Origin of the sequence: Rhodococcus sovatensis (assembly GCF_037327425.1) — a bacterium.
Taxonomy (GTDB): Bacteria; Actinomycetota; Actinomycetes; order Mycobacteriales; family Mycobacteriaceae; genus Rhodococcoides; species Rhodococcoides sovatense.
In genome coordinates, this window is the sequence record NZ_CP147846.1 from 2127954 (window position 1) to 2142931 (window position 14978).

Sequence of the window (14978 nt, forward strand, 5' to 3'; positions counted from 1 at the left end):
ATCTGTTCGTTCTGCGATGACAAAGTGAAACCTACTGGTGAGTAGTGACAGCGATTCAGGGCAATCTTTGACGCAGCACCAGTGCCGTGCCCAATCCTGCTGCTGTGAAAAGAACTCCGAGAATCAACCATGGCCTACTCGCGTCCCCGCGGGTGATTTCGAAGCCGATCTGTTCTTCGAGCGTGTCGTAGACGGCCCGAAGTTCTTCCAGTGACGACGCAGTGAAGAAACTTCCACCGGACAGGGCGGCGATCTCCCGAAGCGAGGGGTCGTCGACCGGCACCGGAACACGCTCGGACCCCGACTCGGTTTCGATGTCGACGGTGCCGTAGCTGGTACCGAACGAGATCGTCGAGATCGGGACGTCCTTCTCCGCTGCCGACCGTGCGGCGGTGTAACCCCCGCGAGGATCGTCAGGGTTCTCCGGAACGGTCTGTTTTCCATCGGACAACAGAACGATGCGTGCAGGAGGAGCCGCGTCGCCCCCACCCAGCACAGCTCCGAGTGTGTCGATCGACTGCAGCGACGTGAAGATCGCCTCGCCTGTCGCTGTCCGTTCGCTCAGCTGCAGCTTGTCGATCGCAGCCTTCGTTGCCTCGCGGTTGGCGGTGGGCGACACCAACACCGAGGCAGTGCCTGCGAAGGCGACGAGCCCCAGGTTGATTCCAGGAGTCAGCCCGTCGGCGAACGACTTTCCTGCCTCCTGCGCAGCGGCTAGGCGCGACGGCTCGACGTCGGTTGCCTCCATGGACAACGACACGTCGATGACAAGCATGACCGTCGCACGATTGCGCGGGACTCGCTGATCCGATGTCGGACCGGCCAGCGCAACTGTCAGGAACATCAACCCGACCAGGACCAGCGCTGTCGGAACGTGGCGCCAGTACCCAGGACGCGTCGGCGCGACAGTTTCCAGCAGCTCCATGTTCGAAAAAAGCAACGTGTGCTTCTGCCGACGACGCTGGACCACCACGTAGCCGACGACAAGGGCAACGACGACCAGCAGGAAGAGCAGCCACCAGGGAGAGGCGAAGTCCGACAGGCTCACCGGCGACCCGCCCGTGCCGTGTTGACCGCGCTCGCACCGAGGGTATGTCGACGCGCGGACACGAACCTCACGACATCCGCAATCCAGTCACCGTCGGTTCGAAGCGTCAGCCGGGGGGCGCCGCATCGACGCAACACCCGCTCGACATCTTGTCGATGTGCATGCGCCGCCTCGGCGAAGTCGGCACGCAACTGCGGTGTCGTACTGAATTCGCGGGTGCGCCCGGATTCGGGGTCGTGCAGCACCACATCTCCTATGTCGGGCAACTCGAGGTCGCGAGGGTCGACGACCTCGACGGCCAGGACGTCGTGGCGCGCAGCGATCGCGCGTAGCGAACGTTCCCAGTCGATGGGGCCGAGAAAGTCGCTGATGATCACCGCCATACCACGGCGACGTTGAGGTCGTCGCAGCGACTCGATGGCACCTCGAAGATCCCCCCGCACCCCGTCGGGAGCGCTCGGCGTCGTGGCGATTTCGCGCAGCATCGCCTGCCTGTGGGCCTGTCCTCCGCGGGCAGGGATACGTGTCGTTTTCGCGCCGGTGGCCACGACTGCACCGATGCGGTTTCCGCCGCCACTGGTCAGATGAGTGATCGCTGCGGCCGCTGCAACAGCAAGGTCGCGTTTCTCGCATCCGGTGGTTCCGAAATCGAGACTCGAGGACAGATCGAGCACCATCCAGGTCTCGAGCTCTCGATCCGCGACGGACTGGCGAACGTGAGGGTGCGTCGTGCGCGCGGTGACGGACCAGTCCATCTGCCGGACGTCGTCGCCTGGTTGGTATTCACGGGCATCGCCCGGTTCTGATCCAGGCCCTGGTATCAGTCCGAGATGGTCCCCGTGCAGTACACCGTCCAGGCGCCGACGGACCGTCAGTTCCAGGGTCCGAAGGGCAGCCCCGAGAGATGGATCGCGCAGCTCACCGCTTCGGAACGACGGCGGTCTCGGGTCGTGACGGCCTGCCGAACCATCGGCTGATGCCCCGCTCACTGCTTCTGGCTACCTGCAGTCGACTCGTTGACTGTCGACTTGTCGAGCGAAGGCGCCGCTGGGCCGTTGTGACCCTGGGGTGCTGCGTTGCCGCCGAACTGACCCGGGCCGGGCTGTTGGCCGGGAGCGGCAGGCTGGTTCGGATAAGAAAATTGCCCCTGGTGATTCGGCTGGCCGTGCTGGTTCGGGTGACCCTGGTAATTCGGCTGCCCCTGCGGAGGAAGCGGAGGCTGCGGGGCACCCACCACGGCTTGCGGGGCAACCTGCGGGAGCCCGACGGTCTGCAGGATTCTCGTAATGACGTCCTCGGGGGTGACCTCGTCGGCAAGCGCGTCGTACGACAGCACGAGTCGATGGCGAAGAACGTCCGGAATCACCTCGAGCACGTCCTGCGGAACGACGTAGTCACGACCACGCAGCAGCGCCAGCGCTCGCGAGGCCGCGATGATTCCGAGCGTCGCACGGGGCGACGCTCCGTAGGCAATCCAGCTCGCGACATCGTCGAGGCCCAGCTGCTCCGGCGTTCGTGTGGCGGCGATGACGCGGACAACGTAGTCGACCAGCGCGTGGTGTACGAAGACTGTGCTCGCCACCGTCTGCAGACGAACTAGCTCTTCGGGGTCGAGAATTTGCTTCGGCGTCGGGACCGCAGTTCCCATCCGGTAGACGATCTCGCGTTCTTCTTCCACCGAGGGATAGTCGACCACGATCTTGAAAAGGAACCGATCTCGCTGTGCTTCCGGAAGTGGGTAGACACCTTCGTTTTCGATCGGGTTCTGAGTGGCCATCACCAGGAACGGATCAGGCATCTGGAAGGTCTTACCGCCGATGGTCACGTGCCGCTCGGCCATGACTTCCAGCAACGCGGACTGCACTTTGGCGGGAGCGCGGTTGATCTCGTCGGCAAGGACGAAGTTGGCGACGACGGGACCGAGTTCGGTGTCGAACTCCTCACGACCTTGGCGGTAGATACGAGTACCGATGAGGTCGGTCGGCACAAGGTCAGGAGTGAACTGAACCCGCGAGAACGACCCGCCGACGACTTTGGCAAACGTCTCCACGGCCAGCGTCTTGGCGACACCGGGAACACCTTCGAGTAGAACGTGCCCACGCGCCAGCAATCCTACGAGGATGCGTTCGACCAGTCGGTCCTGACCGACGATCACGCGTTTCACTTCGTAGACGGCCTTCTCGAGGATCTGAACGTCCTGGGCGAGCCCGGTCACGTCCGCAGATCCCGAACCACCGCCCACGGGTGCGCTGCCGCCTTTGGCCCCAGCCCTGTCCGACGTGCTGCCATTCGACTCGCTGCTGCCATTCGACACGCTGCTGTCCGACACACTGCTGTCACGTGATGCCACCAAGAATCCACCGCTTTCACTCGACATGTTGGGGGGCACGTCCTTGCAGGTCCGCTGCCCCTGGATTCAAGGCAATGAACTACACGCGCCGACAGTCCCACCCCAGGCTACCGGCGTTCGCTCGCGAGCCTAGTCGTACCTTCCCTAAGCCGAGAGCACGCGAGGCCAAGGGTCAGGAAACCATCCGAACTGCGTACGGTGTCATCCCGTCGTACCGCACTGGCGAGACCTTGACGACGCTGCCGGATTGTGGCGCTTCCAGCATCTTGCCGTCGCCCAGGTACAGCGCGACGTGCTGGCTGGCGTTCGGTCCGTAGAACAGCATGTCTCCGCGCTTCATATCCGATGACGGCACTTGCTTGCCCGCGGTGTACTGGTAACCGGTGTAGTGCGGCAACGAAATTCCGAGTCCGGCGAACGCGTAGATCATCAGGCCCGAGCAGTCGAAGCCGACCTTGTTGTAGTCGCCGAAGCTGTCGGCAACCCCACCATCTCGAATTCCCTTCGTGGGGCCGTTCTCGTCACCGCCACCCCACGAGTAGGGCACGCCGAGCTGTGACATACCGCGGTCGATAGCCAGTTCGACTGCTGCACTTCCGGTCACAGACGGAGTTTGGGTGGAACTGCGCGGCTTCTTCGGCGTCGTCGGCGTCGTCGTGCCCGTTTCCGAGTCGGACTCCGTTCCGTCGATGTCGGTGTGCGATCGCTGCCCTGCTGCGGCCGCGGCGGCTGCGGCCGCAGCCGCCTGATTCGCTGCCACTCGCGCAGCTGCCTGCACGGCCGCGTCGCGCGCTGCAGAGGCGGCTGCCGCAATGGCGGCGTCCTCGGCAGCCTTTTGCTGCTCCCACGCCGAGTACGCGACGCGCTGTCCTTCCAGACCGGCGACATCCGTCCGCGCCACGTCAAGCTGACTCTGCGCAGCATCTCGCTGCGATTCGATCGCGGCTTTCTGGTCGGCCTGCGCTTGCAATGCGGCACGGGCAGTAGCAATGGCCTGCTCTGCCTGGACCTTCTGCGCGTCGGCTTCCGCTGCAGCGGCGTCGGCCTGCTGCTTGGATTCGCGCGCTGCGGAATCCTTGTTGGCTTGCTCGGTGCGTGCTCGCTGAAGTCCGTCGAGCACAGCGTTCTGGCTGTTCGACAGGACCTTGAGCACCTGCGCGCGGTCGAGAACGTCCTCGGGCCCGTTCGACCCGAGGAACGAGGACACCGACGCCACGCCCGTTCCCTGGGTGTAGCTGGAGACCGCGAACTCGTTGAACTTCTGCTGAGCAGCTTGAATCTGCGTGCCGGCGTCGGCGAGGGCTTGTTGGGCGGTCACGACGAACTGAGCTGCGATATCCGCGGCATCACGCGCGTTCTGGAGGTCGACCAGGGCCTTGTTGACGTCCTCGCGCCTGATGGCGACTTCGGCGTCGAGCTGGGCAAGCTGCTGATTCGCCGCCGCAACCTGGTTGATCAGCTGACCGACTGCACCGAGTTGCTCGTCGACGCGTGAACCCGCCGCGGCTATGTCGGAGTCCGACGGGTTGGGAGGGGGTGGCGGCACGGCCGCCGCAGTACCGGACACCGCACCCATCAGTGCGACGACGACACCTGCACATATCAGTGCTCGAGCTGTGTTCGAGAACGCGCTGCGGCGACTGCCGCGGAATGTCCTTCGCCTCACAAATGTCTCCCTCGGTCCCGGCACTCGCGATGCTCCTGTGAGGAAGCTTCGACGCCGGACGAGCGGATCGTCGACACCTCGATCCGGGTGTCACCGTCGCATTCGCCGGGCAGGGAGAAAGCGCGCAGCAACACGACGGGTGTGCCACGTCAGCCACACCCGAAGCACTGGCCTCCCGGGTCGCCCCGGATAGACCTGTGCCCTCTGCGACACTCCTTCCCCAGCAGTGCCAATGGCACCGTACGACACTTTGCACACTAAGGAAACTCCAGTCACAAACGACACATTTGTAATTCGACCTGCGAAAACGCGCTGATCTCGGCATTTGCCGGAAACAGTTTTTTCGACTTTTTTCGGTCGGACACAAAAATGCCCCCGACAAACGGAAACGTCGGGGGCAGATCGATCGAGCAGGTCGTCAGTGTGGCTCTGTGGTCTCACGGGTCGTGGACTGGACTCGATTCGACTCTTCCGCGCGCGCCCGGCGACGTACCTTGGCGAACGCGGTGGCCGCACCGCACCCAGCGACGATCAGAATCACCACGGCAGTGATCAGCGTCCACGGAGTCTGGGGGCCCACCAAGGTGTCGACGAAGTTGTCTGCGGCCAGCACAGGATTTCCGGTGTACGTCCGATCCTGTCCCGCCTCCAGGGTCACGCGGCTGACACTGTCGCTGAAGGATCCGACCTGGCCGGGGCTGAGCACCAGCACGGTGCCACCGTCCTCGGCTCCCACTGCGGTCGCGAGGTCGCGCAACTGCGAGTCGTGCCGCGGATCTCGTTCCACCACGATGATGGACAGGTCGATCCCATGCTCCTCGGCGCGGGCGACGGCCGATTGCAGATCGCCTTCGAGCGATGCGGGCGCACTGACACCCGTCGCCGCTACGTCGGCCACGATGTCGTCGACGTCGATCCCGGGTGGCACGTCGGCCAACAAGGGAACGAAAGCGAGTATCGGTTCAGGCATCACAGAAGTTCCAGTCGAAGAGCGTCGCGTTATGGGCGAGACGAACCCTACGTCACTCGTCGCACCGGCCGCGTGCACCCAGCCGAAGGCGATCGTCTTCGAGTGAGGCTCCCCTGCATTGCGAAGGTGTCGGAACTGCACGACAATCGGGAGTGCGAAAGCAGCGTACTGCAATGTAGGCTGCCCTTCGTTTCAACAGGACAAGCGTACTGTTAGACTCGACCACGAGATGATCACCCGCGGCGAAAGCTGCGCGAGGATGAGTCTCGCTTCATCCGTCGACACAGCCCTGTCGGCGGTGTGCCTCAAGACGAGTGGAGCTGAAGTGACCGCCAGTAATGATTCATTCGGTGCAAAGGGCACCCTCGAAGTCGGAGAGAACTCGTACGAGATCTTCCGTCTGTCGGCCTTGCCTGGCGCCGAGAAGTTGCCCTACGCATTGAAGGTCCTCGCGGAGAACCTCCTTCGCACCGAAGACGGTGCCAACATCACCGCCGACCACATTCGTTCGATCGCGTCGTGGGACCCCTCGGCCGATCCGAGCATCGAAATCCAGTTCACACCTGCACGTGTCATCATGCAGGACTTCACCGGTGTCCCCTGTGTCGTCGACCTCGCCACCATGCGTGAGGCTGTCACTACCCTTGGTGGCGACCCGAACAAGGTCAATCCTCTCTCCCCCGCAGACATGGTCATCGATCACTCGGTGATCCTCGACGTATTCGGTCGCGCCGACGCACTCGAGCGCAACGTCGACCTCGAGTACGAACGCAACGGCGAGCGGTACCAGTTCCTGCGCTGGGGCCAGGGCGCATTCGACGACTTCAAAGTGGTCCCTCCCGGCATGGGCATCGTCCACCAGGTCAACATCGAGTACCTCGCACCGACCGTCATGACCCGCAAGGGCCAGGCATACCCTGACACCTGCGTCGGAACCGACTCGCACACCACGATGGTCAACGGACTCGGCGTTCTCGGCTGGGGCGTCGGCGGCATCGAAGCCGAGGCAGCCATGCTCGGCCAGCCCGTCTCCATGCTCATCCCCCGCGTCGTCGGCTTCAAACTGTCCGGTGAGATCCAGCCAGGCGTCACGGCAACCGACGTCGTTCTGACCGCCACCGAGATGCTGCGCAAGCACGGTGTCGTCGGCAAGTTCGTCGAGTTCTACGGCAAGGGCGTAGCCGAGGTTCCGCTGGCCAACCGCGCCACGCTCGGCAACATGAGCCCGGAATTCGGTTCTACGGCAGCGATTTTCCCGATCGACGAAGAGACCATCAACTACCTGCGCCTCACCGGCCGCAGCGACGAGCAGCTCGCACTCGTCGAGGCGTACGCGAAGGAACAGGGTATGTGGCACGACCCCGAGAACGAAGCCGTGTACTCCGAGTACATCGAGCTCGACCTCAACACGGTCGTTCCGTCCATCGCAGGGCCGAAGCGTCCGCAGGATCGAATCCTGTTGTCCGACTCCAAGGTTGCCTTCCGCAAGGACATCCACAACTACGTCGAGGAGAACCACCCGGCGCACGAGGGTGACAGCAAGCTCGACGAGGCCCTCAACGAGTCGTTCCCTGCCAGCGATCCCGCATCGCTGAGCTTCGCGGAAGAAGATTCAGTCGACGTGCGGTCGGCTGCATACGGTTCCGAAGGTCGCCCGACCAAGCCTGTTCGCGTCATCACCGACGAAGCAGGCGAGTTCGTACTCGATCACGGGGCTGTCGTCGTCGCCGGTATCACTTCGTGCACCAATACCTCGAACCCGTCGGTCATGCTCGGCGCAGCCCTGCTCGCCCGCAACGCCGTCGACAAGGGCCTCTCGACCAAGCCGTGGGTCAAGACCAACATGGCGCCCGGCTCGCAGGTGGTCACCGACTACTACGAGAAGGCCGGCCTGTGGCCGTACCTCGAGAAGCTCGGCTACTACCTCGGTGGCTACGGCTGCACGACGTGCATCGGCAACACCGGCCCGCTGCTCGAGCCGATCTCGAAGGCGATCAACGACAACGACCTGTCGGTCACCGCAGTACTGTCGGGCAACCGCAACTTCGAAGGCCGCATCTCCCCCGATGTGAAGATGAACTACCTGGCCTCGCCTCCGTTGGTCATCGCCTACGGTCTCGCGGGCACGATGGACTTCGACTTCGAGACAGACGCTCTGGGCAACGACCACGAGGGCAACCCCGTGTTCCTGAAGGACATCTGGCCGTCGTCGCAGGAGATCGAGGACACGATCAAGTCGTCGATCAGCCGGGACATGTTCAGCAAGTCCTACGAGACGATCTTCGCCGGCGACAGCCGTTGGCAGAACCTCTCCACTCCCGAGGGTGACACCTTCGAATGGGATCCGAAGTCCACCTACGTGCGGAAGCCTCCATACTTCGACGGCATGACGATGGATCCGGCTCCGGTCAAGGACATCAAGGGCGCCCGCGTCCTCGCCCTGCTCGGCGACTCGGTCACCACCGACCACATCAGCCCCGCAGGCCCGATCAAGGCAGGCACGCCTGCTGCGCAGTACCTCGATTCGCACGGTGTGGAACGCAAGGACTACAACTCGCTTGGATCGCGTCGCGGAAACCACGAGGTCATGATTCGCGGAACGTTCGCGAACATCCGTCTCAAGAACCAGCTCCTCGACGACGTCTCGGGTGGCTACACCCGCGACTTCACGCAAGACGGTGGACCGCAGTCGTTCATCTACGACGCGTCGCAGAACTACCAGGCCGCCGGCATCCCGCTCGTCGTACTAGGCGGCAAGGAATACGGTTCGGGTTCTTCGCGTGACTGGGCGGCGAAGGGCACTTCGCTCCTCGGAGTCAAGGCCGTCATCACCGAGTCGTTCGAGCGTATCCACCGCTCCAACCTGATCGGCATGGGCGTCGTTCCGCTGCAGTTCCCGGTCGGCGAGAGCGCAGCGTCGCTCAAGCTCGACGGCACCGAGACCTTCGACATCGTCGGGGTCGAGAAGCTGAACGAGGGCATCACGCCGAAGACGATGGCTGTCACAGCTACCAAGACCGACGGCAGCACGGTCGAATTCGACGCAGTCGTCCGTATCGACACCCCCGGCGAGGCCGATTACTACCGCAACGGCGGCATCCTGCAGTACGTGCTCCGCAACATGATCAGGGGCTGATCGGGCTTTACCAGTTCGATGTACTGATCCTTCTCGGATGACGATGGACCCGGAAAAGACATGTCTCTTCCGGGTCCATCGTCATTCGAAGGACATCTCAGCGAGAGTGGGGACAACACACAGTGCCGAAGGTCAGTGAAGACCAATTGGCCGCGAGGCGGAGCGAAATCCTCGACGGCGCACGCAAATGCTTCGGCGAGTTCGGATACGAAGGCGCAACGGTTCGGCGCCTCGAAGAAGCTACCGGGTTGTCCCGCGGAGCGATCTTCCACCACTTCAAGGACAAGGATGGGTTGTTTCTCGCGCTCGCGCAGGAGGATGCGCGTCGGATGGCCGAGGTGGCATCGAACCAAGGTCTCGTCCAGGTTATGAGGGACATGCTCGAGGAACCAGACCGATTCGAGTGGCTCGGTACCAGGCTCGAGATCGCCCGACGACTCCGCACCGATCTCGACTTCAGAAGGAGTTGGGCCGAGCAGTCGGCCGAGCTCACCGATGCAACAGCCGCACGACTCGAGCGTCAGAAGACAGCAGGTCGATTGCGCGACGACGTGGCGCAGGAAGTGATGGTCGACTATCTCGACTTGATCCTCGACGGACTGGTCGCACGCATTGCGTCGGGGCAGGGCGGACAGAATCTGTCCGCAGTTCTCGATCTCGTCGAGGAATCAGTTCGAAAGCCGGACTCGGCGAGCTAGGGCTGTACTCCCGCCTTCTTGCGGTTCGGGCCGCCCCGTGATCGCAGGACGGTACCGGACTCGGCGAGCACCTTGTGGACGAATCCGTACGATCGCCCGGTCCGGTCTGCCAACGATCTGATGCTGGCGCCGGCCTCGTAGAGTTCCTTGAGGGTGGATTGCAGTCGGTCGCGTGAATCACCCGTGATCCGAGCACCTTTCACGTACGACGGTGCATTCGACCGCGCCATAGGTCCTCCAGTCAGCGACGCTGGAGCGGAGCCCGCGGAGCGATCTGAAACTCCGCTTGCGGAGCCTTCGATCCCGACCCGGTGGCTCTTCACTCACCGAATTCCCCCCTGGTGCTAAAGGGTAGATGACACAGACCCCCTCCACGGGCGAACAGCTGAATATCCGGTAGCGATCACGCCAGCTGGATGAGCTCCAGGTACTCCTGCGACCAGTGGTCCTCGGTGCCGTCGGGAAGAAGAATCACGCGCTCGGGCGAGAGTGCCTCGGCAGCACCGGGATCGTGAGTGACGAGAACGACCGCACCCTTGTAGCTACGGAGAGCGTCGAGGACCTGTTCACGTGAGATCGGATCCAAGTTGTTGGTCGGCTCGTCCAGCAACAACACGTTCGCAGCCGAGGACACTAGCCCGGCGAGAGCAAGACGTGTCTTCTCGCCGCCGGACAACGTCCCCGCCGGCTGCTCGAGTTGAGGTCCAGTGAACATGAACGCCCCGAGCAACGATCGCAGTTCCTGCTCGCCGGTGTCGGGCGCTGCGTGACGAATGTTCTCCCACACGGACGCGTTGTCGTCGAGTGTGTCGTGCTCCTGCGCGAAGTATCCGACGCGCATTCCGTGGCCGGGTTCGATCTCTCCGGTGTCGGCCTTCTCTGTGCCTGCAAGGATCCGCAACAGCGTGGTCTTACCTGCACCGTTGAGACCGAGGACTACTACGCGGCTCCCCCTGTCGATGGCGAGATCGACGCCGGCGAAGATCTCGAGTGACCCGTACATCTTGGTGAGGTTCTTGGCCATGAGTGGCGTCTTACCGCAGGGTGCGGGATCGGGAAAGCGAATGTGGGCAACCTTGTCGGACACCCGCTCGGCATCGAGGTTGGCCATCAATTTGTCTGCACGCTTGGCCATATTCTGCGCTGCAACAGCTTTGGTGGCCTTGGCGCCCATCTTTGCGGCTTGAACGCGCAAGGCGCCGGCCTTCTTTTCCGCGTTTGCACGTTCGCGACGTCGACGCTGCTCGTCCGTTGCGCGTGCGTCGAGGTACTTTTTCCAGTTCATGTTGTAGATGTCGGCTTCACCGCGGACGGCGTCGAGGAACCAAACCCGGTTGACCACGTCGCCTAGCAGTTCGACATCGTGGCTGATGACGATCAAGCCGCCTTCGTGACTCTGAAGGAATCCGCGCAGCCAGGTGATCGAGTCCGCGTCGAGGTGGTTGGTGGGCTCGTCGAGAAGCAACGTGGTGTCGCTGCGTCCGCCGCTGCCGTCGGACGCAGCGAAGAGGATGCGGGCGAGTTCGACGCGTCGTCGCTGTCCGCCGGAGAGCGTTCGCAGGGGCTGCGCGAGAATGCGATCGGCGAGTCCGAGACTGTTGCAGATGCGCGCCGCTTCACTTTCGGCCTCGTATCCGCCGAGGGAAGCGAATCGCTCTTCCAAATCGCCGTACTTGCGCACCGCACGATCGAGTCGGTCCTCATCGGCCACCTCGGCCATCAGCGCCTGCTGCTTCTCCATTTTATGGAGAAGCGTGTCGAGACCCCGCGCAGACAACACACGATCCTTGGCAAGTACGTCGAGGTCGCCTTCCTTCGGGTCCTGAGGCAGGTAGCCCAGATCGCCTGTACGGACGACCGAACCTGCGTACGGCTCGCCTTCGCCTGCCAGGATGCGCAGGGTCGTCGTCTTGCCTGCGCCGTTGCGCCCGACGAGCCCGATCCGATCGCCGGCCTGCACGCGAAGCGCAGGTCCCGGGGCCGAGAGCAACGTGCGGACACCGGCACGAACTTCCAAGTCGGTGGCGGTGATCACGCGGGGGCTCCTAGCGATTGCGGATGAAGTGCAGAAGTGTCAGGGCCGAAAACCCGACTGGCTGGCTGCCAGAAAGAGAAGACTATGGTTCAGGGTCCCAAGCAACCACTCATTTTAGCCCCTCCAACGGTGTGCTCCGGACACGAACAGCCGTGACACCGGTAACGTCTCGCGCATGACCGCTGCGAACACTGCACACAACAGGGATTTGACCGGCCGAGTTGCACTTGTCACAGGAGCCAGTCGCGGAATCGGCAAGGCAATTGCGGCCGAGCTGCTGAGCCGAGGCGCAAAAGTGGCCATCACCGCCCGTAAGCCTGAAGCGCTCGCGGAGGCCGCACGCGATCTGCTCGCGGGCGCCCCTGACGGGGCCGAGGTTCTGGATCTGCCGGGCAACGCAGGTGACGCCGACTCTCGTCGCGACGCAGTCGATCGGACGGTTCAGCAGTTGGGCTCCCTCGACATCCTCGTCAACAACACCGGCATCAATCCGGTGTACGGATCGCTCATGGACGCTGACCTCGACGGGGTCAAGAAGATCTTCGACACGAATGTCGTAGCGACACTCGGGTTCGTGCAGGAGGCCTATCGCGGATGGATGGGCCAGCACGGTGGCGCAGTTGTCAACCTGGCGAGCGTCGCCGGGTTGCGTTCGACCGGCGTCATCGCCGCCTATGGAGCGTCCAAAGCCGCTTTGATCCGGTTGACCGAGGAACTCGCGTGGCAACTCGGCCCCACGATTCGTGTCAACGCGGTCGCGCCAGGCGTCGTGAAGACCAAGTTCGCCGAAGCTCTCGTCGCGGCGGGTGAGGACAAGGCCGCTGCCGTGTACCCGATGCAGCGTCTCGGGACTCCCGAGGACGTCGCTAGCCTTGTCGGATTCCTGGTGTCCGACTCTTCGTCATGGATCACCGGCGAAACGATCAGAGTCGACGGCGGCCTGCTGGCAACCGGCGGACTGTGAACCGACTGCTGTCCGCCGACCTCGTTGTCGTAGGGCTCGGACCGGCGGGCCGAGCCCTGAGCAACCGAGCCTCGGTCGCGGGCATGGACGTCATCGCCGTCGATACCCATCCGGATCGGCAATGGACGCCGACCTATTCTGCTTGGGCCGATGAACTCCCGGAGTGGTTGCCGACATCGGTGGTCGGTTCCATCACCGACATGCCCGCCGCGTTCACGACCAAGCGGCAACCGATCGATCGGACGTACTGCGTACTCGATACAGCTGCGCTGCAAAAATCTCTGGAGACCGAGAAGGTTCGCGTGCTGGCGGGCACTGCCGTGTCGGTGGCGTCCACTTCGGTCCGCCTCACCGACGGTCGGGAACTGAGAGGCCGGACCGTCGTCGATGCTCGGGGTTCGATGGGTCTGACCGGACTGGCGGAACAGACGGCGTATGGCGTCGTGGTCGACCGTGAGCAGGCCGAGCCGCTCCTGGAGGGCGCGGGTGCGTGGTTCATGGACTGGCGATACGACAACGGCGCCGCGACCTCGGCTGTGCCCAGCTTTCTGTATGCCGTCCCGCTCGACGGACACAAGCTGCTGCTCGAAGAGACCTGTCTGGTCGGCAGACCCCCACTTCACTACCGGGAACTGCAGCGAAGACTGAACACGCGATTGGCGAATCGGGGATTGACGCTGTCCGGCACCGAGCCTGTCGAACGAGTCCGCTTTCCGGTCCAACCGCCACCGCGTACACGCTCCGATCAGGGTTCGGTGCGGTTCGGCGCACGATCATCGATGATGCATCCTGCAACTGGATACAGCGTCGCTGCCTCCTTGGCGGCGGCGGACAGTGTCGTCGACGCGCTACGACAAGGAAAACATGTCGGCACGTTCTCCACGTGGACCGTTCAGCGTCTGCGGAATCTGGGGCTTCGTACCGCCCTCGGCCTCGATCCCGAGTTGGTGCCGCACTTCTTCGCGAGCTTTTTCGACCTGCCGGTGGCACTGCAGAGGTCGTACCTGTCCGGCCGATCCGATGCGACGGGTACTGCGCTCGCCATGACCAGGATGTTTCCGGCCCTGCCGTCCGCGGCTCGTCTCGCCATCGCGAGGACTGTGTTGGGGCGGTGAATTTCGAGCTATGGGTCGACTGAGACACGTATCTCGGGAATCATGAACCCCATGCGTTCCATTTGGAAGGGCTCGATCGCCTTCGGGCTCGTCAACGTCCCGGTGAAGGTGTACTCAGCTACCGAGACACACGACATCAGATTCCACCAGGTGCATGCGAAGGACGGCGGTCGTATCAAATACGACCGCGTGTGCTCCGAATGCGGCAAGTCGGTGCAGTTCGCCGACATAGACAAGGCGTACGACTCCCCCGACGGCGAACGGGTGATCATCACCGACGAAGACTTCGACAAGCTGCCAGCCGCCGAGAAGCACGAGATCCCGGTGTTGGAATTCGTCCCGACCGACCAGATCGACCCGATCCTGTTCGACAAAAGCTACTTCCTCGAGCCGGATTCGTCGTCACCGAAGGCGTACGTACTCCTACGCGAGACGCTCATGGAGACCGAACGCACAGCACTGGTTCATTTCACGCTGCGGCAGAAGACACGGCTCGCTGCACTACGCGTACGGGACGATGTGTTGGTCATTCAGACTCTGCTCTGGCCCGACGAGGTCCGCGCCGCGGAGTTTCCGTCACTCGACGACGCGCCTGACGCCCGCCCGCAGGAAGTGAAGATGGCGACGTCGCTCGTCGAGAGCATGTCCTCGGACTTCGATCCGACCGAGTACACCGACGACTACCAGATCGAACTTCGCAAACTGATCGACGACACGATCGCCAACGGTGGTGAGAAGGTCATCCGCACCGAGGAAGAGTCCTCCGACGACGGAGAAGACGCGGAGGTAGTCGACCTGGTCGCGGCCTTGCAGCGAAGTGTGGAAGCGGCAGGCAAGAACGCGAAGAGTTCGGCGTCGACCGAGAAGACGGACGCGCAGAAAGCCCCGGCAAAGAAGACACCCGCCAAGAAGACCGCGGCCAGAAAGACACCGGCAAAGAAGGCCCCGGCAAAGAAGACACCCGCCAAGAAGACCGCCGAACGCAAAGGCGCCTGA

12 protein-coding genes are annotated in these 14978 nt (G+C 63.2%); 5 read left to right on the forward strand and 7 right to left on the reverse strand.

Translation table 11 applies throughout. From position 1 onward, the window contains the following. Window positions 1-55: 55 nt before the first annotated feature. The 5 genes from WDS16_RS09860 to WDS16_RS09880 form a co-directional block, all read right to left on the reverse strand. Window positions 56-1048 carry a VWA domain-containing protein gene (locus WDS16_RS09860; RefSeq protein ID WP_338892377.1) on the reverse strand — a complete coding sequence of 331 codons (993 nt, stop codon included), beginning with the start codon at window positions 1046-1048 and terminating at the stop codon, window positions 56-58. Continuing rightward, a complete protein-coding gene (locus WDS16_RS09865; protein WP_338892378.1) occupies window positions 1045-2037 on the reverse strand; it encodes a DUF58 domain-containing protein in 993 nt (330 codons plus the stop codon). The genes WDS16_RS09860 and WDS16_RS09865 overlap by 4 nt, the downstream gene beginning before the upstream one ends. Next, a complete protein-coding gene (locus WDS16_RS09870; RefSeq protein ID WP_338892380.1) occupies window positions 2034-3425 on the reverse strand; it encodes an AAA family ATPase in 1392 nt (463 codons plus the stop codon). The genes WDS16_RS09865 and WDS16_RS09870 overlap by 4 nt, the downstream gene beginning before the upstream one ends. 145 nt (window positions 3426-3570) lie before the next feature. Next, window positions 3571-5064 carry an NlpC/P60 family protein gene (locus WDS16_RS09875; RefSeq protein ID WP_422395773.1) on the reverse strand — a complete coding sequence of 498 codons (1494 nt, stop codon included), beginning with the start codon at window positions 5062-5064 and terminating at the stop codon, window positions 3571-3573. Between the two features lie 418 nt (window positions 5065-5482). Beyond that, the gene (locus WDS16_RS09880; RefSeq protein WP_338892382.1) at window positions 5483-6034 is read right to left on the reverse strand and encodes a DUF6676 family protein; all 552 of its coding nucleotides are present in this window, start codon (window positions 6032-6034) and stop codon (window positions 5483-5485) included. A 325-nt stretch (window positions 6035-6359) separates the two neighbouring features. Between WDS16_RS09880 and WDS16_RS09885 the strand changes: the two genes are divergently transcribed. Both WDS16_RS09885 and WDS16_RS09890 read left to right on the forward strand, forming a co-directional pair. Then, the gene (locus tag WDS16_RS09885; protein ID WP_338892384.1) at window positions 6360-9170 is read left to right on the forward strand and encodes an aconitate hydratase; all 2811 of its coding nucleotides are present in this window, start codon (window positions 6360-6362) and stop codon (window positions 9168-9170) included. 122 nt (window positions 9171-9292) lie between these two features. Further along, entirely contained in the window at window positions 9293-9868 is a 576-nt protein-coding gene (locus WDS16_RS09890) for a helix-turn-helix domain-containing protein (protein ID WP_338892385.1), read from the forward strand. On the opposite strand, the gene WDS16_RS09895 is transcribed toward WDS16_RS09890, so the two are convergent. Further along, window positions 9865-10098, reverse strand: a complete 234-nt coding sequence (locus WDS16_RS09895) for a helix-turn-helix domain-containing protein (RefSeq protein WP_068368392.1) — start codon at window positions 10096-10098, stop codon at window positions 9865-9867. The genes WDS16_RS09890 and WDS16_RS09895 overlap by 4 nt on opposite strands. Window positions 10099-10271: 173 nt before the next feature. Then, the gene (locus WDS16_RS09900; RefSeq protein ID WP_338892387.1) at window positions 10272-11903 is read right to left on the reverse strand and encodes an ABC-F family ATP-binding cassette domain-containing protein; all 1632 of its coding nucleotides are present in this window, start codon (window positions 11901-11903) and stop codon (window positions 10272-10274) included. Between the two features lie 175 nt (window positions 11904-12078). On the opposite strand from WDS16_RS09900, the gene WDS16_RS09905 reads away from it, so the two are divergent. The 3 genes from WDS16_RS09905 to WDS16_RS09915 are packed head-to-tail and all read left to right on the forward strand — an operon-like array spanning window position 12079 to window position 14978. Then, the gene (locus tag WDS16_RS09905) at window positions 12079-12867 is read left to right on the forward strand and encodes an SDR family oxidoreductase (protein WP_338892389.1); all 789 of its coding nucleotides are present in this window, start codon (window positions 12079-12081) and stop codon (window positions 12865-12867) included. Beyond that, complete coding sequence (locus WDS16_RS09910; protein WP_338892391.1) at window positions 12864-13982, forward strand: lycopene cyclase family protein; 1119 nt, start codon at window positions 12864-12866, stop codon at window positions 13980-13982. Before WDS16_RS09905 ends, WDS16_RS09910 begins: the two co-directional genes overlap by 4 nt. A gap of 51 nt (window positions 13983-14033) precedes the next feature. Next, window positions 14034-14978 (forward strand): Ku protein, encoded by a 945-nt coding sequence (locus tag WDS16_RS09915; RefSeq protein ID WP_338892393.1) that lies wholly within the window; start codon window positions 14034-14036, stop codon window positions 14976-14978.

What these genes read in the sequence shown, in the direction of transcription:
- WDS16_RS09905 (WP_338892389.1), top strand. Translation starts at nt 12,079, where the DNA reads ATGACCGCTGCGAACACTGCACACAACAGGGATTTGACCGGCCGAGTT.
- WDS16_RS09895 (WP_068368392.1), bottom strand. Translation starts at nt 10,098, where the DNA reads ATGGCGCGGTCGAATGCACCGTCGTACGTGAAAGGTGCTCGGATCACG.
- WDS16_RS09915 (WP_338892393.1), top strand. Translation starts at nt 14,034, where the DNA reads ATGCGTTCCATTTGGAAGGGCTCGATCGCCTTCGGGCTCGTCAACGTC.
- WDS16_RS09870 (WP_338892380.1), bottom strand. Translation starts at nt 3,425, where the DNA reads ATGTCGAGTGAAAGCGGTGGATTCTTGGTGGCATCACGTGACAGCAGT.
- WDS16_RS09880 (WP_338892382.1), bottom strand. Translation starts at nt 6,034, where the DNA reads ATGCCTGAACCGATACTCGCTTTCGTTCCCTTGTTGGCCGACGTGCCA.